Here is a 20,384-nt window from a genome sequence, read left to right as displayed (position 1 = left end):
AAAATCAGAGCCCGGCCAGCTTCCAGGCCAAATTGCCGATCATCACCCAAAGCGCGACAACGCCTACCAGAAACAAGGGGAAACGGTGGGGAATGTAGTTGCTGCCCACATGCACATAGGCGTGGGCGTAGCGGGTCACCACAAAAAACCAGGCGACATAAATCAACAGATCGCTGACCAGATTCAGGCTGTAGGCCATCAGGCAGAGGGCATAAAACAACACCGGCATCTGAAACTGGTTGGCGAGATTATTAGAGGTCAACACCACCCCTTCAGACCAAGCGGTGTTATCCAGTGCCGACTTTTTCAGATCCACCGTCCCGGCTTTGCGATCAGCGCCCTTGCGCTTGGCCATAACCAACAGCACGATATTGGGCAAAATAATCTGCAACAGCATTGGCCAGAAAATTTGATGACTACTCATAACACAACTCCTCTTGATTATTATTGTTATCAGGCGGCTTAAGCCGATCACTCTGGCCGATACACCCCCAGATTGCGGTATCCCTCAGCCTTCAGGTTGGCTGCGTGCAGCTGGCTCATTACCCCCTTGTCACAGTACAGCAGGTACTCAACCGCTTTATCGAGACCAGCGAAGGCAGAGCTCAGACGGTAAAACGGTATCTTCAGCACCTCGACGCCGTCAAGCGTCAGCGGAGACAGCTCCTCCTCATCCGGATGGCGCACATCAATGACCACCTGACCGGCTTCAACACTGGCAACCAGAGCCACCTGCTCATCGTCCTGTAAATCGTTGATCACCCCGTCAATGTGCTGCATTTTGCGAGCCTCTACGGCGTTATCCAGCACGGCAAAATCGAAATTGGCCTCCTCCGCTTCAATCCGCTCCACCTTAGCCCTAGTTGTAGGCTTGCGAGAGATCACCCCACAGTACTCGGGGATGCTGGCCGAAAAGTCTTCGGTACCAATTTCCCGGGCAATATCAATGATATCGCCCTTATCCATGGTGATCAGAGGACGCAGCGTCAGGGTATCGGTGACACCATCAATCACCGACAAATTGGTCAGGGTCTGACTGGAAACCTGCGCAATGGCCTCACCGGTCACCAACGCCTGAATTTCCATCTCCTCAGCCACTTTGCTGGCTGCACGCATCATCATGCGCTTGAGCACCACCCCCATCTGCGAGTTGTGCACCTTCTCAAGAATTTCAGTCACCACATCTTCAAATGGCACGGTCACAAACATCACTCGATGGGATGCACCAAATTTTCGCCACAGATAATAGGCCACTTCTTTGACCGCCACCTCATGGGCCCGACCACCCAGATTAAAAAAGCAATAGTGGGTGCGGATGCCTCGTTTGATGGTCAAATAGCTGGAAACCGTCGAATCAAAACCACCGGAAATCAATGACAACACCGGATCCTGTGATCCCAGCGGAAAACCACCCAAGCCAGCAATTTGCTCTTCAATCACATAGAGCTGATCGCCGCGAATCTCCAGCATCACCGTAATGTCCGGGTTTTTCAGACGCACTCCCAGAGCTTCCGAATACTGGTTTAAGCCACCGCCCACATAGCGCTCCACATCGGTGGAAGTAAACTCATGATTGCCACTGCGCTTGACCCGGACACAAAAGGTCTTACCCGCCAACGCCTCGGCCCAGATCTCGTGGGTTTTCTGGTAAATATCATCCAGATCACCCAATGGGTGATTGCGAACCTTGGAGAAATGGGCAATTCCTGGCGTATGAGCCAGCACCTCAGCCACCCTGGCAGCTACCAGCGGGTCTTCGCTTGGGGAAATCACATCAATTTTGTCCCACTCCCGGATCACCTCAATCGGCGCCCCCACATCGGCCAGCAAATACTTCAGATTTTCGCGTAAATGCTTAGTAAAGCGCTTGCGCACCGGCGGGCTTTTTATGGTGATTTCAGGGAAGAGTTTGACAATAAAGTGCATGATTAACTCGCAGGCAATCGCGGATGAGGGTAAAAAGGCGGCGATTATAAAGTAAGGCGCCGGCTGCCACCAAAGCTATTTAAGGCTAGATCATCTTCTGTTGCTTTTCTTCAACTCACCTTCAGTACAGGCTTGACCTTCGAGACAGCCTTTTTCACAGTTCAATGGCATAATTGAATCGCACCAACACGCCATCAAAAAAATGGTTTCCTGCCATTCAGCCGTTTCACGCTATTTAAAGGGGTTACTCATGCACGAATTTCCACAGCAGAATGTCGAGGAGTCTCGAATTTATGCTGAAGAAACCGATAAGCCACTGCCGGAAGTACTCAACCCCAAAACGCGTTACGCGTTTTTCAGCACTATTGCCAAGGGCGGCAAATCGCTGATCAAATCGTGCCGGGACCTGCATCTGAACCGCACCGTTTGCTACAAAACGCTCCGCCCCGAATTTATTGGCGACCCCATTGAAACCCGTCGATTGCTGCGCGAGGCACGGATTTCGGCAATGCTGCAACACCCGAGCACGGTGCCCACCTATGAGATCGGCCGCGACAACCGCGGCAATTATTACTTCACCATGAAACTGGTGCATGGCTACACCTTGCGCGAAGTGCTGGATTATCGCGAGCGCTATGATTTGACCCAGCTCATGGATCTGATGGTGCAGGTTGCGCGATCATTGGGCTACGCACACTCCCGTGGAGTAGTACATCGCGACATCAAACCCGAGAACATCCTGATCGGCCCCTATGGTGAGGTACTGGTGCTGGACTGGGGCTTGGCCAAAGTCTGGCACAAAGACACGGCACAAGACGACGAGCCTGAGATCGAAGAGGCCACTCTCAACAAAAAACTCAGCGGCAAAAGTATGACCGGTGAAGGCAAACTGCAGGGCACAGTCATGTATATGTCGCCCGAGCAAATTGATCGCGACCCGGGCATTGCCGGCCAGTCCGATCTCTACAGTCTGGGGGCGATTCTCTATGAAACCTTGACCGGTGTTACTCCGTTTCAGGGGGATGTGGTGCGAACCCTGCTTGAGCAAATCCGCAATGAAACTCCCGAGGATCCCCGCAATATGACCAGCGCCAAAATACCGGACGTACTGGCTGAACTGACAATGAGCTGCCTGAAAAAAGACCCTCAGGACCGGCCCAATTCTGCGGATGAGGTATTGCGCATCCTCCGTGAAGGCTGGAGTTACGGAGGCGTTTAGAGCCGCCAGCCCTGCTCAAACCCAAATTGACACTGCCACTCACAATGTCGTCATAACAGCATTATTCAAATTCGCATTAACAGGCCCTAACAATGCCCTATATCGATTTTAATCAGCTGGTGGAACTGGAGACCCAGTGCCAATCAACCACTAAGTTTGTCTGGCGCAGCGCTGCGCTAAGTGATGTCGGGCGCGTCCGAGAGGTCAACGAAGACGCCTTCTATAACGACTCGGAACAAGGCCTGTGGGCCGTAGCCGACGGTATGGGCGGCCTGGCGCGTGGCGATTATGCCAGTGGCGTCGTCGTTGACGCCTTCGTCCACTACATTAAGGCCAGCACTATTGCCGGTTGCATCAGGGATATTGAAGTACGCTTGCGCGAAGCTCATGCAAACTGCCGCAACTCTTTCAAGTCTAAGGGCGAGCGAGTCGGCTCTACCGTTGCAGCACTCTATTACTATGGCGGTTACGGCTTCCTGCTTTGGGCAGGTGACAGCCGGGTTTATCGCTTGCGCAACAAACAGCTGCAATTGCTGACCAGAGACCACACGGTAGCCCAGGATAAAATCGCCAGTGGCGCGATGACACCGCAGCAGGCAGCCAGGCATCCGTCAGCCCATGTACTGACACGGGCCGTGGGTGTTCATCAAACCTTGCACCTGGATCTCGATTTCGATCTGGTTCAGGCGGGAGATCGCTTTTTGGTCTGCAGTGACGGACTCTATAACGAGCTGCCTGAAGATGAGCTTCAGTCCCTGTTAACAGCAACTGAGGCGCAACAAGCCGTAAAAAATCTGGTCAATAAAGCCCTGAATCAGGGTGGCCGCGACAATATCACCGCAATCGTAGTGGATGCCGTTGTGGATGACACAACACCAGATAAAACCGTTTGATTGATGCCTGATGACAACACACTTCAGGCCGCACTGCACTGACAGTGAGCACAACCTGAGCAAATGCACCAATACAATGCATTAAAGCTCACTTGCGCCCCAAAATAACGCATAACACACGTCTCGCACCGGAACCACCTCATAAAGCCTTGAACCACGGGGACACTCGCCCGCCCCAATAAAGCGCTTAAATAGTCGCGTCCGTGCGCTATTTTGGACGCAAACTGATTTTTGCGCCCGAGATTTTTATAAGTTGGTACAGAGTTTGCTCACCAATACCCCACATGATTATTTCGGGGTTTTCCCCATTCAGGGGAACGTCCCCAAAACTCAACAAAACCTACTGGAGTGATTCTCAAGATGAAAAGTAAGTTGGAATACATCTGGCTTGACGGTTACAAGCCAACTCAAAGCCTGCGCAGCAAGACTATGGTTCGCGACAACTTCGGCGGCACCCTGGAAGAGTGCCCAATGTGGTCCTTCGACGGTTCTTCTACCGAGCAAGCTGACGGTAACGATTCTGATTGCTTGCTGAAGCCAGTAGCGATCATTCCTGATCCAGATCGTAACAACTCTTACCTGGTAATGACCGAAGTACTGAACGCCGACGGTAGCGCCCACGAGTCTAACGGCCGTGCCACCATCGAAGAAGGCGATGATGACGAAGATTTCTGGTTCGGTTTTGAGCAAGAGTACTTCCTGATCGACATGGAAACTGGCCTGCCAGCTGGCTTCCCAGCCAACGGCTACCCAGGACCTCAAGGCCCTTACTACTGCTCCGTAGGCGCCAAAAACGCTCACGGCCGTCACGTCATCGAAGAGCATCTGGACCTGTGTCTGGAAGCCGGCCTGAACGTTGAAGGCATCAACGCTGAAGTTGCTGCCGGTCAATGGGAATTCCAAATCTTCGCCAAAGGCGCCAAGCGCGCTGGTGACGAAATCTGGCTGGGCCGCTACATTCTGGAGCGCACCGCTGAGAAATACGGCTACGCCATCGACTGGCATCCGAAGCCTCTGGGCAACACCGACTGGAACGGTTCCGGCATGCACGCCAACTTCTCCAACACTGCCATGCGTGAGCAAGGTGACGAGTCTGTATTCACCAAGATCTGTGAAGAGTTTGGTAAGAACATTGAGCGCCACATCAGCGTTTACGGTGCCGACAACGACCAGCGTCTGACCGGTCTGCACGAGACTCAGTCCATCGACGAGTTCAGCTACGGCGTATCTGACCGTGGTGCCTCTATCCGCATCCCGGTTGGCACTGTTGAAGATGGCTGGAAAGGTCGTCTGGAAGATCGTCGTCCAGCGTCTAACGCCTGCCCATACAAGGTTGCTGCTGCAATCGTTAAAACTACTAACGAAGCTGGCGTTTAATCGACCCAACTCATCTTTAAGTAGTTTTCAAAAAGGCCACCCCTCTCCGGGGCTGGCCTTTTTTATTGCCTGCCACCCAATTTGCCCTTTTTTTGGGCACGCTCTCTTGCTTCCAACCCGTAAAACATGAAGAATGCGAGTCCAAGAAGAAGGGCAGCGCAAGGGTCTTTCTCTGTAGCGCGTTTCTAAGGCGCGCAGTAACACTTTTTTAACACCGTTTGGCTTAGCCAATTTTGGAGAATGAACATGTCAGAGCAAACTCTGAATCTGATTAAAGAAAGCGAAGCGCGCTGGGTTGACCTGCGTTTCACCGACACCAAAGGTAAAGAGCAGCACGTTACCATCCCGGCAAAATCCGTTGACGAAGACTTCTTCGAAGAAGGCCAGATGTTCGATGGCTCCTCCATCGCCGGCTGGAAAGGCATCAACGAGTCTGACATGATCCTGCGCCCGGACGACAGCACCTCCATTTTGGATCCGTTCACTGACGAGCCAACCGTTATCCTGCGCTGTGACATCATTGAGCCTGCCACCATGCAAGGCTACGAACGCGACCCTCGCTCCGTTGCCAAGCGCGCTGAAGAGTACCTGAAGTCCACCGGTCTGGGCGACACCGCCTTCTTCGGCCCCGAGCCCGAGTTCTTCGTATTTGACGACGTTAAGTGGAAAGATTCCATGGGCTCTTGCGGCTATGAAATCAACTCTGAAGAAGCTCACTGGTCTACCCACGGCGAATTCAGCGATGGCAACATGGGTCACCGCCCTCGCGTTAAAGGCGGCTACTTCCCAGTACCTCCAGTAGACAGCCTGCACGACATCCGTGCCGCCATGTGTGCTGCCATGGAGCAAATGGGTCTGGACGTTGAAGTACACCACCACGAAGTAGCTACTGCCGGCCAGTGTGAAATCGGTGTGGTATTTAACACTCTGGTTAAAAAAGCTGACGAAGTTCAGATTCTGAAATACTGTGTACACAACGTTGCTCACGCTTACGGCAAGACCGCGACCTTTATGCCTAAGCCAGTGGTTGGCGATAACGGTTCTGGCATGCACGTTCACCAGTCCTACTGGAAAGACGGCGAAAACCAATTCGCTGGTGACGGCTACGCAGGCCTGTCTGACACTGCCCTGTACTACATCGGTGGTATCATCAAGCACGCCAAAGCCATCAACGCCTTCTCCAACCCGGGTACCAACTCTTACAAGCGTCTGATCCCAGGTTTCGAAGCCCCTGTTATGCTGGCTTACTCCGCCCGCAACCGCTCTGCTTCTATCCGCATCCCTTACGTTTCTTCTCCTAAGGGCAAGCGTATCGAAGCTCGCTTCGCTGACCCAATCGCCAACCCATACCTGTGTTTCGCAGCTATGCTGATGGCTGGCCTGGACGGCGTTCAGAACAAGATTCACCCTGGCGATGCAGCTGATAAAGATCTGTACGATCTGCCAGCTGAAGAAGCTCTGGCCATCCCAACTGTTGCCGGTTCTCTGCGCGAAGCTCTGGACGCCCTGGACGGCGACCGTGAGTTCCTGACTGCCGGCGGTGTATTCACCGACGACATGATCGACGCTTACATCGACCTGAAAATGGAAGACGTATACCGCGTTGAGCACACCACTCACCCAGTTGAGTTTGATTTGTACTACAGCGTTTAACGCTGGAGTTCAAACCCATAAAAAGAGCCGCCTTTGCGGCTCTTTTTATTTGAAAGGCCGCTTCGGGAAACCAGGCGGCCTTTTGTTTGTCGTAAAGAAAGATAGAATGAAACAAAGATCGTTATTAAGGATGGAAGCCATGAAAGCACTGCGTATCTTCAGCACCCTAATGCTGGCCTGCGGTATAGCCCTAATCGCTCAGGCAGAGATATACAAAACCGTCGACGAAAACGGCAACGTGGTTTTTACCGATAACCCCAAAGGCAATAAAGCCGAGGAAATCAAGCTACCGGAAGTAAACACCCAACCGGCCACCCGAATCACGGTGAAACTATCGCCTCCCAAAGAGGAAGAGACCGACAAAGACAAAAAACCCGAGAAGTACACCATCACACTGGAATCTCCAGCCAATGAGACCACGGTCACCATGGGACAGCTTACCCTCACCAGCAGCGTTGCCATCTCCCCCGCTCTGGCCGAAGAGCATAGCGTCCAGTTCTATATTGATGGCAAACCCAGCGGCAAACCCAGTCAGGCCACCAGCCACACGTTTGGCCAGCTGTATCGGGGAGCCCATAAAATTCATGCCGCCATATTGAACAAAAAAGGCAAAGTCCTGAAGAAAACCAAGGCCGTCACCATCTACGTGCACCGAGCCAAAGCAGGTGCAAACATACTACCAGTGCCTTATATAGGATCACCCTAGAAAAACTCGACGCACAAAGCACCATATTAGTGCATAATCAGCAAGACAAAACCGCGCTTCTGATTATGCACAATAAACCAAGCCAGAATTTACGGGCACTTCAGCTTATTGGTTCAATTATTGCTAAATTTTGAGGCATCCACTTTTTCGTGCCCCAAAGATGAGCCATGAGCAGCGATCTTAACTACCAAACTGTTTTCGACCACCTCAATACTGCCGTCGTAGTCGTTGATAGCTCCCTGCGCCTGCTGCACATCAATCACTCCGCAGAAATGCTGCTGGCTATTAGCAATAACCAGGCTCTGGGCACCCTGTTAACCGGTTATTTTCAGGAAACCGAAGGCACCCGTCAGGCGCTGCTGCAGGCCGTTGCCGAAGGTTCACAATTCACCAAGCGCCGCACCCAGTGGCAGATTCACAATGGCAAGAAGCACATTGTCGACTACACCGTGACCCCGCTGCCCGATGGCGACGGTATCATCATGGAAATCTCACCGCTGGATCGCCTGCTGCGCATCAGCCGTGAAGAAGCGCTTATCTCCTCTCAGGAAACAGCTCGAACACTGGTTCGCAGCATGGCTCATGAAATCAAGAACCCTCTGGGCGGCATTCGCGGCGCAGCTCAACTCCTGTCGCGCGAACTGGCCAACCCGGATCTGGATGAATTTACCCAGATCATCATCGAAGAGGCCGATCGGCTGCGCAACTTGGTAGACCGCATGCTGGGACCAAGGCAATTGCCCAAACCAGAGCCATTGAATGTCCACGAGGTACTCGAGCGGGTCGCCATACTGATCAAGACCGATGATCTCGAAGGCATTCGGCTGGTCCGCGATTATGATCCCAGCATCCCGGAAATTCAGGCCGATCGCGATCAAATGATCCAATCCCTTCTGAATATCGCCCGCAATGCCGTACAGGCCTTAAAGGAAGCCGATCTGGATGAACCGGGTGAAATTCGCCTGAAGACACGCATACAACGCCAGTTCACCATCGGCAACACGCACCATCCACTGGTGGCCTGTATCAGCATCATTGATAACGGCCCGGGTATTCCGGAAAACATGATCGATGAAATCTTCTACCCCATGATCACCGGCCGTGCCGAAGGTACCGGATTGGGGCTGGCCATTGCACAAAACCTGATTCAACAGCACGGTGGCCTGATCGAATGTGAAAGCCAGAAAGGCTACACCGACTTTTCAATTTATTTACCACTGGAACTTTAACCATGAGAGCGCCTGAACAAGTCTGGGTCATTGACGATGACCGCTCCATTCGCTGGGTACTGGAACGAGCCCTGCAACAGGAGAACATTCAAACCACCCTGTTTGAAAACGCTGACAGCGCACTGAGAGCACTCAACAACCGTCAGCCTGACGTGATCATTACCGACGTACGCATGCCAGGCACCGATGGCCTGACGTTACTCGACAAGCTCTCCGAGGAACATCCCCATATCCCGGTCATCATCATGACCGCGCACTCGGATCTCGACAGTGCGGTTTCTGCCTACCAGGGCGGCGCCTTTGAATATCTGCCGAAGCCCTTTGATATCGATGAGGCCATGGCCGTCATCAAACGCGCTCTGGCTCATGCCCAGGAACAGCAGCAAGGCACCGAGGAACAACCCCCGGAGTTTGAAACCGAAATCATTGGTGAAGCCCCTGCCATGCAGGAGGTATTTCGAGCCATTGGCCGATTGTCGCAATCCAATATCACTGTGTTGATTAACGGCGAATCAGGTACCGGTAAAGAATTGGTTGCTCAGGCACTGCATCGCCACAGCCCCAGAAAACAAAACACCTTTATCGCCCTGAATATGGCAGCCATTCCCCACGACTTGATTGAATCCGAACTGTTCGGCCATGAAAAAGGCGCCTTCACCGGCGCCGGCAGCCAGCGTCAGGGTCGCTTTGAGCAAGCCAACGGCGGCACCCTGTTTCTCGACGAAATCGGCGACATGCCCGCCGAGACCCAAACTCGACTGCTGCGGGTACTGGCCGATGGCGAATTTTATCGCGTTGGCGGCCACACCCCGGTAAAAGTGGATGTTCGAATTATTGCCGCAACTCACCAGGATCTGGAATCACTGGTAGAGCAAAATCGCTTTAGGGAAGATTTGTTTCACCGCCTCAACGTCATTCGGATTCACATTCCCAGCCTGAACGAGCGCCGCGAAGATATTCCGCGCCTGGCGCAGCACTTCTTCCATCGCGCGGCCAAAGAACTGGGCGGCGAACCCAAGATTCTGCTGCCGGAAACTCAGGAGTTTCTCACCAAAATCAGCTGGCCCGGCAATGTTCGCCAACTTGAAAACACCTGCCGCTGGATTACTGTTATGGCCTCGGGCCGGGAAGTTCACGTCGAGGATCTGCCACCGGAACTGAACCAGAACAAGCCTGACACCGCCACCAGTAACGACTGGGAGAAAGCCTTGCGCCTTTGGGCCGATCAGGCTCTGTCTCAGGGGCAGGATCACATCCTGTCGGATGCGGTGCCCACGTTTGAACGCGCCCTGATTGAAACCGCCCTCAAGCACACCGCCGGCCGCAAACGCGACGCCGCCAACCTGCTCGGCTGGGGTCGCAACACCCTGACACGCAAACTCAAAGAGCTGGGCATGACCGAGGACAGTGCCAGCGAAGCCGCAGAAGAATAATCACCACGGCGGTAACTTCGGATTTACCGCCAATCACGCAGACGCTAAAGTACGGGCTCATCTTTAAACAGAGAGCCCCGTATGCACCCCCTACTCAAAGACTCCGCCCTGATTTATACCCACACCGTAACCTGGGGCGAGATGGATGCCTTCGAGCACGTCAACAACACCGAATATTTTCGCTACTTCGAGCACGCCCGCATTGCTCACTTTGAAAAGATCGGCATGCTGAAATACATGGCAGAACACAACAGCGGGCCCATTCTGGGCGAAACCCGCTGCCGCTTTAAGATCCCTCTGGAATACCCGGACACGGTTTACATTGGCGTTAAAGTAGAAAACCTTGGCGAGGACCGCTTTACCCACATCTATACCGTGGTCAGCGAAAAGTACAACGCGGTTGCCGCCGAAGGGGAAGGGAAAATTGTTTACTACGACTACAACAACAATTGCAAAACAGCGCTACCCCAGTGCCTGAGGCAGCAGTTGGAAAGCTGATGTTATATCAGGCTGGCGGCGCACCTCAGGACTGTGGCCGCACCGCCACCAGAATCAGACCGATCATACTGAACACCACCTCACCGGCGGAGTTGGTCACCTCCCCCTGCAGCTTAACCAATCCCTTGGAAGGATTGCTTTTCGAGAGGCGCTTCTCGGCGATGGTGGCCATACCCGTCAAAGGATCATCCGCAAAAACCGGGCGGACAAATTTCAAATCCTCAACCCCCGGACTCGCCATACAGGCCACTTCATCCAGAAAATGATCCACCAGCATGCGCTGACAGACCGCCGCGGTCTGCCAACCACTGGCCGCAAGCCCTCCCAGAAGGGCCTTGCCCACCTCTTCGTCCAAATGAAATTTTTGCGGATCATACTCTCTGGCAAACTCGAGAATTTGATCTTTGGTCAGGCTTCTTGAACCCAACTCAAACACCTGACCAATTTCCAGATCATCGAAAAAATATTTTTTATTCTGAAACATATGCCGCTCTCATTATTGTGGTGATTCACTGTTTACTGAGCATAACAATCGACGCCGATAGCAGCACCATCCAAAACGTTCATTCGAGGCAGCAAGATGGCTTAAAAGCCTCTCCGAATCAAAAGCTGTTGCCCAACACGTAATAGATTTCTTCCTCCAAGCGCTTAACACAATTCTCGCCTTCAAGAATGGCTTCACCGGCACGATGAAACTCCAACAAATCGATGTGCGCCAACTTGGGGGAAAGAAGCAGATCGGGCGGATCTCCCGCCAATCGACTGCGGGTAATCCGATCCTGAGTAATATTGATGGTACCGGCAATGGCATCAAACACATTAGGCGGTTGCTTGCTGTCACTCTCACCATTAAACAGTGAGCCGGTATATTCACGGATAAAGTTGGCAAATTTATTGCCGCCAGCCACCTCTTCAGGCGAGGCCTGCTTGGGTTTATCAAAATGCTTGCCCACCAGCCCATCATTGAGATTCACCGCGATGACAAAGTCTGCCCCCAAGGCCCGGCATAGGGACACGGGCACCGGATTAACCAAACCGCCATCCACTAACCAGCGGTCCTCGTGACTGACTGCGGGGAACAGTCCGGGCAGAGCCGCGGAGGCCCAAATGGATTTCAGTACCGAGCCACTGGAGAGCCACTCTTCGCGGCCACTTTTCAAATCCGTTGCCACCGAGCCATAGGTGATCGGCAATTCTTCAATCAGCTGGGCATCGGTTGCGATATTGCTGTTAAGAAAATCATTGAAACGCTCCCGATGTACAAATCCCGATAGCGACGTGCCAAATTCAAAGAAGCGGGAAATTTCTCTCTTGGTTAGCGCGCACACCCAGCTTTCAAGTTTGCCCATATTACCTGCTGCGTAGGCGGCCCCTACCAGAGACCCAATGGAAGTGCCGGTCACCACCTGCGGCACAATGCCCATTTTTTCCAGAGCATTGATAATCCCGATGTGAGCCCAACCTCTGGACGCACCACTACCCAGAGCAATACCCACCACCGGACGCTTGTTTTTCATCATCAAACTACTCATCTATTCCACTCGCCCCATAATGAATCAATAGAGCTTTGGCTCACCAGGTGGTCGCGTTTTAAAACGCCGATGCACCCACATATATTGTTCAGGCTGCTCCAGAATCCGCTGCTCAATAAACCGATTGATGCGCACAGCGTCGGCCTCTTCCTCACCCGTTGGGAAATTATCCAACTCGGGATACACCGTAACTTCATAACCACGGCAACGAGGCAATCGATGCTGCACAAAAGGCACTATGCGGGCATTGCCGAGGCGGGCAAATTTACCGGTTGCGGTCACCGTTGCCGCCTGAACACCAAAAAACGGGACAAACACACTTTGTTTAGGGCCGTAATCCTGATCCGGCGCATACCAGACCGCTCGTCCCTGCTTTAGGCGCCTCACCATGCCCCGCACATCCTCCCGGGTGACCACCTGGGTATCGCTACTGTGCCGCTCGCGCCCACGGCGCTGCACATAGTCGTAGACGGGATTTTTATGGGGGCGATACATAGCATCCACATCCGCACACATATTGAGAAACGCTCCACCAATATCCAGCGTCGAAAAATGCATGGCCATTAAAATCACCCCACGCTCATCATCATTATTGAGATGTTCCAGCCCCTGAATTTTAAACAGCCGACGCAAACGCCATTGAGGCCAAAACCAGGCCATTCCGGTTTCAGGTAACGCCATGGCCATGGAATAAAAATTATCATGAATCAGTTTTTTTCGATCGACTGCCGACATTTCCGGAAAGCACAATTCAATATTGCGCTCTGCGATTCGGCGCCGCCGAAGCGCCGTCACCAAAAACAACTTACTCAGCAGCCAAGCAATAGCACATAGCAGCGGATAAGGTAATTGCACCAGCAAAAACCACATCAAAAAAAACAACCAGGTCAACCAATAGCGGGGGTGCAGTAACGCGATTTTAAATTGCGGTCGTTCCATCGAACCATTGGCTCCTTATTTAAAAATGCCACACAAAGGCAAACTGTCTTTATTGGGACAAAAATGTGAGTAAACAGACTTGGTTACCTTTACTCCCGACAGGCAGGCTTTGCGAAAATTCACTTGGACATCGATCACTTGCTGGTTGTTTTTTTCCAGCGCCTGATTGTGATCCTTCAGCTTGTTACTCAACCGCGATTGAAATTGCTCCAGCTGTAATTGTGTCTGACGCAAGACTTGTGCATCACTGCCAGAGGTCAGATTCATTTCACGCTCGAGCGCTTTTAATGTTCCGGCCACATGCTCCAATGAAGCTTCCAGCTCCGCTGCCGGCCGAGCAAACTGTCGTTCATGACTGTCATTTTCACTCAACACCTGCTCCAGCAAATCGTTGCACTGCAAAAATTCGGCATCGGTCATATCTTTTGCAGCAGCAACTGAAAACGATATGAACAAACCGGAAATCAAAAAACCAGAACGGACGAATGCAAGCACCCCATTAAAAAATTTCATCGAGCACATAATGCGACACTCCTGAAGTTTCATTGACGCTTTCCGACACCATCCTTTTGGCCACTTGCTTGCCGGTGATGGGCTTGTATTTTCTCAAGCCGGGAAGCGCACAAAGTGCTGGCATAATCGCCGCTCCAATTTTTTCTCCCATGCGTTCGTCTTCCCTCTCACCAAGCAATAAAGACGGCTGAAAAATACGCACGGACTGAAAAGGCAATTGCTCAACAGCCTGCTCAAGTTCGCCTTTCATTTTTAAGTAAGCGTTGAAACTTTTGGCATTAGCGCCGCTGGATGAAACGAGCAAATAATGCGGCATCTTGTTTGCTGCCGCCAATTCGGCGGCACGCAGTTGGTAGTCGTAATCCACTTGTCGCTGAGCCGCGATAGAGCCGGCCTGTTTTTTTGTGGTTCCCAGACAGGAAAAAAAACAATCGCCCTGAATCAGGTCTTTAACATCTTCGAGACAATCAAAATCCACCACATGATTTTCTTCTTTGTGACTGTCACTGATGATAGGCCTGCGCGTGAGGGTAACCACTCTGTCATAGGCATCACTGTGCACCAGATAATTCACTACTTCCCGGCCAACCACTCCCGTGGCACCAATCACTACCGCCGTTTTTGTCATATATTTTTATCCTTGAAATTTAACCAGGCCGCTCCACGCACACCACTGGAATCACCATGACAGGCCTTGACGACACGGGTGTGACACTCGCCCCCAAAAACCCGCGCCGACAAAGACTGATTCAGATACGAATAAAGGCTGTGGATATTGGCAACGCCACCGCCCAGCACGATGATGTCCGGATCGATGATATTGACGATCATAGTCAAACCATCAAGCAATTGATCTCGATAGATCGCCAGACAATCCTGAGCCGCCAAATCCCCCTGTTGAGCCAGCCGGGCAATGTGCGCTGCGGTTTCACGGCGCCCGCACAATTGCCAGTAAGTCTGCTGCAGGCCGGTACCACTTAAAAACGTTTCTACGCAGCCGCTCTGGCCACAAAAGCAGGGACGCTGCTGACGTTGCGCATCGGTCACGCCGGGCATAGGCACATGCCCCCATTCACCGGCCAGCCCATTGGGTCCGGTCATTGCCCGGCCATCGAGCGCGATCCCGGCGCCACAACCGGTGCCGAGAATGGCAGCAAAAACTACCCCGTGACCTTTGCCTGCACCATCAATCGCCTCAGACACAGCCAGACAGTTGGCATCATTGACCACCGGTATCGGTCGCCCCAACAATTGGCGCAAATCTTCAGGCAGCGGCTGACCATTAAGGCACTGGGTGTTGGCATTCTTTACTCGTCCAGTGACTCGACTTACAGACCCCGGAATACCGATCCCCACGGGCAAACCCGTTACGCCGAAACTTTGCTCGGCCTCATTCACCAGACGGGCCACTCCCGCCAGTATGTCCTGATAACTTGCCGCTGTGGCAATGCGTCGACGCAGCAACTCTTCAGAATCGCCATTGAGCACAATCACCTCAGTCTTGGTGCCGCCCAAATCCACGCCGACAAACATCCCGGTCATGATTTACTGCAAGCCTGACGAATACGCTCAGCCGGAACCCACAACTGGTCGATCAGATACTCTTTGAAAGTGGCTTCGTAGGATTGCATTGCCACCGCTTTTTTCATGCACAGCATCCAGGCATCGCGCTCAGCCTCGCCAATGGCCAAATGACTGTGCGCCATCGGTATTCGGATCGGGTAGTAATTTTGACTGAACAACTTGGGGCCTCCCAGCCAACCGCTGAGGAAAAAGGCCAGCTTTTTTCTCGACTCCAGCAACCGGTCACCATGCATATCGCGAATGGTGCGAGCCTCCGGCAACGACTCCATAAAATCATAGAAATCATTCACCAGCCGGGTGATGCCGTCCAGCTCACCGGCCGCTTTATAGGAGTTGTCCGCCACACCATAACCATGAGGATTGTTCATCTATGTAGTACTCAATTACTGTCAACGGGTTTTATCACGTAGCCATTGCCACTGGCGACAATGATAACGAATCTTTTCAGCCAGCAGGGAGGTTGCCGGGCCGGCATTGTCTTTTTTGGGCAAAACCAGATGGCAATCAAAGGCTGACACAACCGGGGCTTCAAGCTCTATCACGCTCAATTCACCGGACAGCAACTCCGCTTCTATTTGATGACGCGGAAAGCGCGCATGGCCCAGCCCCTGTTTGATCAACTGCAGCGACTGATAAAAATGGCTCACGGTCCAACGCTCATGAGACCCAAGCCAACCCGCATCCATACGCCGGTACTGGCCTGAATCCCTCACCACTATCTGCCGGTGGGCACGCAAGTCGGCTTCAGTCACTGCCTTCGACCGTTCAATCAGAGGGTGGTCTGGTGCCGCCACCGTAACAAACTCTATCGGCAGCACCGGTTCACCCAAAAAGCCCATGGGTAGAGCCCCACAAATAGCCAGATCGGCCTGCCGCTGGATAATAGCATCCTGTGTCCCCGACAGGGTTGAAGAAACAATTTCCAGATGAGCCCCTCTGGATTCGGGGGCAAAGTCTTCGAGAATATTGGCCAATAGGGCATCGGGAAAAATCGCGTCCACACAGACACTCAGTTCAGCCTCCCAACCGGCGGTCAAATCCCGGGCCGACTGTTCCAGCAGTCTGGCCTCATCGAGCAAATGGCGGGCCCGGCGCAACACGGACTCTCCCGCTTCTGTCAGTTCGGCCTGCCTCCCTCTGGGGCGCAACAGGCTGACACCCAGCTTTTCCTGCAGCTGCTGGACGCCATAGCTGATGGTCGACTGACTTTTACCCAGATGCTCTGCGGCTCTCTGGAAACCACCGAATTCGGCCACCGCACTCAACATCTGCCACTGTTCAAGGCTTACCTGCATGCTCTGTTTCACCATACCCTCACTCAAAACATCTAAATTTTCGATAAAAAGCATCTATTTATGCCCGCCTTTAAACGAAATTATAGATATAAACTGATCCACAATTCATCACTCAGCCAGCTCTAACCACCCGGAGATGTATCATGAACAAGATTCTGCAAATCAATACCAGCCTGCATCAGGACTCAGCAACTTCAAGCCAATTGGCGGATCAACTGGCCCGGCGATTAATGAACCAGCATTCTGGCGATCTAATTAAACGGGATCTGGGCGAGCTCGATATTCCGCACCTCAGTGCCGAGCAACACGCTGGTTTCAGCCTGCCCAGAGAACAGCGTTCGCCAGCGCAAAAGCAAGCCGCGCAATTAAGTGACACCCTGATTCAGGAGCTACGCGACAGCGACACCATCATCATCGGCCTGCCGCTCTACAATTTCGGCATCCCTTCTGCTCTTAAAGCCTGGATCGATCACGTGGCTCGCGCGGGAGAGACCTTCAATTACACCAGCGAGGGGCCCAAGGGCACCCTGACCGGTAAACAGGTGTACGTTATCGCCACCCGCGGTGGCCAATACGCGGGCACCGACAGTGACCTGCAAACGCCTTACCTGCAGCAAGTACTGGGGTTTATCGGGCTCGATCAGGTCAAATTCATCTACGCTGAAGGGCTTGCCATGGGCGATCTGAGAGATCAGTCCATTGCTGAGGCCAAAATCGAAATCAGCAAGCTCGCGGCCTGACTCGTTGACAACTAACCTACCAGTAGGTTAGTTTTAGCTCATGCAACAAGTACGAATGAAAAACCGCAAGCAACAAATTGTCACCCTGGGACTGGAATTGCTCCAGACCCGGGGCTTTGACAGTTTCAGCTATCAGGATCTGTCCCGTGAACTGGGCATTACCAAGGCCAGCATTCATCACCACTTCCCTAAAAAGGAAGATTTGGGACTGGCCCTGTGCGATGCCATTCACCAGTGGCATGAGCGGGAATACGACAAGGTTCGGGCGCTGGACGCCAGCACTCTGGAAAAGCTCGACTACTACATCAACGTCTCCCTGCGCAAAGCCTGTGGCATGGACAAGGTCTGCCCGCTAAGCAGCCTGCAAGGCAATCTCGCAACCCTGCCGGATTCCATGCGCGCTGCCATTCGCACACTGGACCAGGAAGAGATCAAGTTTGTGGCCGAACTGTTGCAACAGGGAAGAGACAGCGGCGAATTGAAATTTACCGGATCGGTACACGGTCAGGCGCTGGTTTGTCTGCTGACCTTCAAAGGTGCTTTTCAGTATGCCCGCAGCCATGGCCTCGATCTCTATCACGAAGCCACCCGACAACTGAACTGCTTGCTGCTGGGATAATCCAGCTGCAAATTGAAACGCCCCGGCAGGAGCACAACTGACCGGGCTTTTTTTCACCACCACAACCTACCTACTAGTAGGTTTGGCAATCAACAACAAGGACAATGAGGTAACCCCATGTCGTCAACCGATATCCTGTTCAAGCCTTTCAAACTGGGCAATCTGGAACTGAAAAACCGCATCGTCATGGCCCCCATGACCCGCACTTACTCGCCGGGCAATGTACCCAACGATCTGGTAGTGAACTATTACAAGCGCCGCGCCGAGGGCGATGTCGGCCTGATCGTCACTGAAGGCACCTTTATCGATCACCCATCGGCCAGCGGCTACCCCAATGTGCCGGCCCTCTACGGCGAAGAAGCACTGGCTGGCTGGAAAAAAGTGGTGGACGCAGTACACGCTGCCGGAGGTAAGATTGCGCCACAGATCTGGCACGTGGGCGGCATCCGCAAACCCGGCGTAGAGCCTGGCGGCGACACCCCGGGATACAGCCCATCCGGCATGGCCATGCCGGGCAAGGTGACCGGTCACGCCATGACCAAGCAGGACATCGATGACATGGTTGCCGCCTATGCCAAGGCAGCGAAAGACTCCAAAGACATCGGCTTTGATGCCATTGAGCTGCACGGCGCCCATGGCTATCTGATCGACCAGTTCTTCTGGGAGGGTACCAACCAGCGCGATGACGAATACGGTGGCGATCTGGCAGGCCGTTCCCGCTTTGCCATCGAAATCATAGAAGCCGTTCGCGCAGCGGTGGGCCCGGACTTCCCCATCATCTTCCGCTTTTCCCAGTGGAAACAACAGGACTACACGGCGCGTCTGGTAGAAACCCCGGAGCAGCTGGGTGCGTTCCTGCAACCTCTGGCTGACGCCGGCGTGGATATTTTCCATTGTTCGACCCGCCGCTTCTGGGAGCCGGAGTTTGAAGGCAGCGACCTGAATCTGGCCGGCTGGACCCGCAAGCTCACTGGCAAACCAGCAATCACCGTCGGCAGCGTCAGCCTCAACGCTGACTTCCTGCCGGAAGACGGTTTTGTCGACTTTAAGAACGCCGAACCCGCCAGTCTGGACAACCTGATCGCGCGCATGGAAGCCGATGGATTTGATCTGGTAGCGGTAGGTCGCGCTCTGATCGCCAACCCCGACTGGGCCAAGCGCGTCCAACAAGGTGAACTCAAGCAGCTCAAACCTTACGAAAAAGAACTGCTGCAAAAGCTGGACTGATAAACCAACCAGCACGCTCCACCCCGATCAGCGCATCGGGGTGGCTCGCCTTGTCCCTATTGCCGGGCCAGAGCCACCAATTGCAGCACATCCATCCGGTATCGCGACAAGGATTGAATGCGGCCAGATTCATCCACCTCCACACCCTCATCCAGCAATCGCTGGCGCTGCAACTCAGCACCGTCTCCCTCAGCTAGACTGATTGCTCCGGCCTTATTGACCACTCGCCACCAGGGCAACTGATGCTTACCTGACATGGCGTGCAGTATCCGCACCACCTGTCTGGCTGCACGCGGGCTTTCAGCCGCCGCCGCAATATCACCATAACTGGCCACACGCCCCGCCGGTATGGCGCGAATCAACCGCACGACTCGTTCTGTAAACGCCTGCAAAGCACCGCCCCCGGGGTAGTAATCGGACAAAAAAAAGCCCCGCCAGTACTGGCGAGGCCTCTCAATAAAACGGTCAACCGTAAACTCAGTTTACCGTGGCGCCTTCCGCTTCAGCCTTTTGCTTGGCCTGAGCAACCGCCTGCGCAAACAGTGCATCAAAGTTAACCGGTGGCAACATCAGAGCCGGGAAACTGCCCTTGGTCACCGCGTTATCAATGGCTTCGCGAGCATAGGGGAACAGGATGTTCGGGCACACAGTATTGAGCACCTGAGCCAACTGCTGGCCCTCTAACCCTTTGATACCGAACAGACCGGCTTGCTGTACTTCCACCAGGAAAGCGGTCTCATCTTCCAGTTTAACGGTCACAGTGATGGTCAAAACCACTTCGAACAAATCGTCCTCAATCTTGGCCGTCTTGGTGTTCAGGTCCTGATTAACCTGCGGCTTCCACTGCTTGCGGAAAGCTTCGGCACCCATAGGGGCCTCAAAAGAGATGTCTTTTACGTAGAGACGCTGCAGGGCAAATTGTTGTTCCGGAGCGTTGGCGGTTTGTTCTTCAGCCATGATTAAAATCCTAGTTCAAAGTGTTTTTATAAGTGTGTTGATTC

The 20,384-nt window shown here is 53.2% G+C and carries 23 protein-coding genes; 11 read left to right on the top strand and 12 right to left on the bottom strand.

Annotated elements, in window-relative coordinates; genetic code table 11:
* Positions 1-4: 4 nt before the first annotated feature.
* Positions 5-424 (bottom strand): MAPEG family protein, encoded by a 420-nt coding sequence (locus ACPXV9_RS09795; RefSeq protein WP_423896334.1) that lies wholly within the window; start codon positions 422-424, stop codon positions 5-7.
* Between the two features lie 47 nt (positions 425-471).
* On the bottom strand, positions 472-1,926 hold the full coding sequence (gene thiI, locus ACPXV9_RS09790; RefSeq protein ID WP_423896332.1) for a tRNA uracil 4-sulfurtransferase ThiI: 1,455 nt from the start codon (positions 1,924-1,926) through the stop codon (positions 472-474).
* Between the two features lie 250 nt (positions 1,927-2,176).
* Here thiI and ACPXV9_RS09785 point away from each other — a divergent pair, with 250 nt between their 5' ends.
* From ACPXV9_RS09785 to ACPXV9_RS09750, 8 genes are all read left to right on the top strand, one after another.
* Positions 2,177-3,145 carry a serine/threonine protein kinase gene (locus ACPXV9_RS09785; protein ID WP_423896330.1) on the top strand — a complete coding sequence of 323 codons (969 nt, stop codon included), beginning with the start codon at positions 2,177-2,179 and terminating at the stop codon, positions 3,143-3,145.
* A 92-nt stretch (positions 3,146-3,237) separates the two neighbouring features.
* Positions 3,238-4,038, top strand: a complete 801-nt coding sequence (locus tag ACPXV9_RS09780) for a PP2C family protein-serine/threonine phosphatase (protein WP_423896328.1) — start codon at positions 3,238-3,240, stop codon at positions 4,036-4,038.
* Between the two features lie 360 nt (positions 4,039-4,398).
* Positions 4,399-5,415 carry a glutamine synthetase beta-grasp domain-containing protein gene (locus ACPXV9_RS09775; RefSeq protein ID WP_423896326.1) on the top strand — a complete coding sequence of 339 codons (1,017 nt, stop codon included), beginning with the start codon at positions 4,399-4,401 and terminating at the stop codon, positions 5,413-5,415.
* Positions 5,416-5,661: 246 nt separating this feature from the next.
* Positions 5,662-7,068 carry a glutamate--ammonia ligase gene (gene glnA, locus ACPXV9_RS09770; protein ID WP_423896324.1) on the top strand — a complete coding sequence of 469 codons (1,407 nt, stop codon included), beginning with the start codon at positions 5,662-5,664 and terminating at the stop codon, positions 7,066-7,068.
* 139 nt (positions 7,069-7,207) lie between these two features.
* Positions 7,208-7,774 (top strand): DUF4124 domain-containing protein, encoded by a 567-nt coding sequence (locus ACPXV9_RS09765; protein WP_423896322.1) that lies wholly within the window; start codon positions 7,208-7,210, stop codon positions 7,772-7,774.
* A gap of 167 nt (positions 7,775-7,941) precedes the next feature.
* The gene (gene glnL, locus ACPXV9_RS09760) at positions 7,942-9,003 is read left to right on the top strand and encodes a nitrogen regulation protein NR(II) (RefSeq protein WP_423896320.1); all 1,062 of its coding nucleotides are present in this window, start codon (positions 7,942-7,944) and stop codon (positions 9,001-9,003) included.
* A gap of 2 nt (positions 9,004-9,005) precedes the next feature.
* Positions 9,006-10,436: a nitrogen regulation protein NR(I) gene (glnG, locus tag ACPXV9_RS09755; RefSeq protein WP_423896317.1), complete on the top strand. Its 1,431-nt coding sequence runs from the start codon at positions 9,006-9,008 to the stop codon at positions 10,434-10,436.
* An 81-nt stretch (positions 10,437-10,517) separates the two neighbouring features.
* Positions 10,518-10,934 (top strand): acyl-CoA thioesterase, encoded by a 417-nt coding sequence (locus tag ACPXV9_RS09750; protein ID WP_423896315.1) that lies wholly within the window; start codon positions 10,518-10,520, stop codon positions 10,932-10,934.
* Between the two features lie 25 nt (positions 10,935-10,959).
* On the opposite strand, the gene ACPXV9_RS09745 is transcribed toward ACPXV9_RS09750, so the two are convergent.
* The 8 genes from ACPXV9_RS09745 to ACPXV9_RS09710 all read right to left on the bottom strand — a co-directional run bounded on the left by ACPXV9_RS09745 (position 10,960) and on the right by ACPXV9_RS09710 (position 16,851).
* On the bottom strand, positions 10,960-11,418 hold the full coding sequence (locus ACPXV9_RS09745; protein ID WP_423896312.1) for a MaoC family dehydratase: 459 nt from the start codon (positions 11,416-11,418) through the stop codon (positions 10,960-10,962).
* Between the two features lie 118 nt (positions 11,419-11,536).
* The gene (locus ACPXV9_RS09740) at positions 11,537-12,466 is read right to left on the bottom strand and encodes a patatin-like phospholipase family protein (protein WP_423896310.1); all 930 of its coding nucleotides are present in this window, start codon (positions 12,464-12,466) and stop codon (positions 11,537-11,539) included.
* 24 nt (positions 12,467-12,490) lie between these two features.
* Complete coding sequence (gene lpxL, locus ACPXV9_RS09735; protein ID WP_423896308.1) at positions 12,491-13,405, bottom strand: LpxL/LpxP family Kdo(2)-lipid IV(A) lauroyl/palmitoleoyl acyltransferase; 915 nt, start codon at positions 13,403-13,405, stop codon at positions 12,491-12,493.
* 15 nt (positions 13,406-13,420) lie between these two features.
* A complete protein-coding gene (locus tag ACPXV9_RS09730) occupies positions 13,421-13,825 on the bottom strand; it encodes a hypothetical protein (protein WP_423896306.1) in 405 nt (134 codons plus the stop codon).
* A 79-nt stretch (positions 13,826-13,904) separates the two neighbouring features.
* The gene (locus tag ACPXV9_RS09725) at positions 13,905-14,546 is read right to left on the bottom strand and encodes an NAD(P)H-binding protein (RefSeq protein ID WP_423896304.1); all 642 of its coding nucleotides are present in this window, start codon (positions 14,544-14,546) and stop codon (positions 13,905-13,907) included.
* Positions 14,543-15,460, bottom strand: coding sequence for an ROK family protein (locus tag ACPXV9_RS09720; RefSeq protein ID WP_423896302.1), 918 nt, complete (start codon positions 15,458-15,460; stop codon positions 14,543-14,545). The genes ACPXV9_RS09725 and ACPXV9_RS09720 overlap by 4 nt, the downstream gene beginning before the upstream one ends.
* Complete coding sequence (locus tag ACPXV9_RS09715) at positions 15,457-15,870, bottom strand: group II truncated hemoglobin (protein ID WP_423896300.1); 414 nt, start codon at positions 15,868-15,870, stop codon at positions 15,457-15,459. Before ACPXV9_RS09715 ends, ACPXV9_RS09720 begins: the two co-directional genes overlap by 4 nt.
* 21 nt (positions 15,871-15,891) lie before the next feature.
* Positions 15,892-16,851, bottom strand: a complete 960-nt coding sequence (locus ACPXV9_RS09710; RefSeq protein WP_423896298.1) for a LysR family transcriptional regulator — start codon at positions 16,849-16,851, stop codon at positions 15,892-15,894.
* 89 nt (positions 16,852-16,940) lie between these two features.
* Here ACPXV9_RS09710 and ACPXV9_RS09705 point away from each other — a divergent pair, with 89 nt between their 5' ends.
* The 3 genes from ACPXV9_RS09705 (at position 16,941) to ACPXV9_RS09695 (ending at position 19,383) form a co-directional block, all read left to right on the top strand.
* A complete protein-coding gene (locus tag ACPXV9_RS09705; RefSeq protein ID WP_423896296.1) occupies positions 16,941-17,537 on the top strand; it encodes an FMN-dependent NADH-azoreductase in 597 nt (198 codons plus the stop codon).
* Between the two features lie 40 nt (positions 17,538-17,577).
* Entirely contained in the window at positions 17,578-18,156 is a 579-nt protein-coding gene (locus ACPXV9_RS09700) for a TetR/AcrR family transcriptional regulator (RefSeq protein ID WP_423896295.1), read from the top strand.
* A 117-nt stretch (positions 18,157-18,273) separates the two neighbouring features.
* On the top strand, positions 18,274-19,383 hold the full coding sequence (locus ACPXV9_RS09695) for an NADH:flavin oxidoreductase (RefSeq protein WP_423896293.1): 1,110 nt from the start codon (positions 18,274-18,276) through the stop codon (positions 19,381-19,383).
* Between the two features lie 56 nt (positions 19,384-19,439).
* On the opposite strand, the gene ACPXV9_RS09690 is transcribed toward ACPXV9_RS09695, so the two are convergent.
* On the bottom strand, positions 19,440-19,805 hold the full coding sequence (locus ACPXV9_RS09690; protein WP_423896291.1) for an MGMT family protein: 366 nt from the start codon (positions 19,803-19,805) through the stop codon (positions 19,440-19,442).
* A gap of 55 nt (positions 19,806-19,860) precedes the next feature.
* Positions 19,861-20,340 carry a protein-export chaperone SecB gene (gene secB / locus ACPXV9_RS09685; RefSeq protein WP_423896289.1) on the bottom strand — a complete coding sequence of 160 codons (480 nt, stop codon included), beginning with the start codon at positions 20,338-20,340 and terminating at the stop codon, positions 19,861-19,863.
* Positions 20,341-20,384 lie beyond the last annotated feature (44 nt).

Origin of the sequence: Candidatus Pelagadaptatus aseana, assembly GCF_040362265.1 — a bacterium.
GTDB lineage: Bacteria > Pseudomonadota > Gammaproteobacteria > Pseudomonadales > Cellvibrionaceae > Pelagadaptatus > Pelagadaptatus aseana.
The sequence above is the reverse complement of the archived record's forward strand: the minus strand, read 5'-3'. Positions and strand labels throughout refer to the sequence as shown.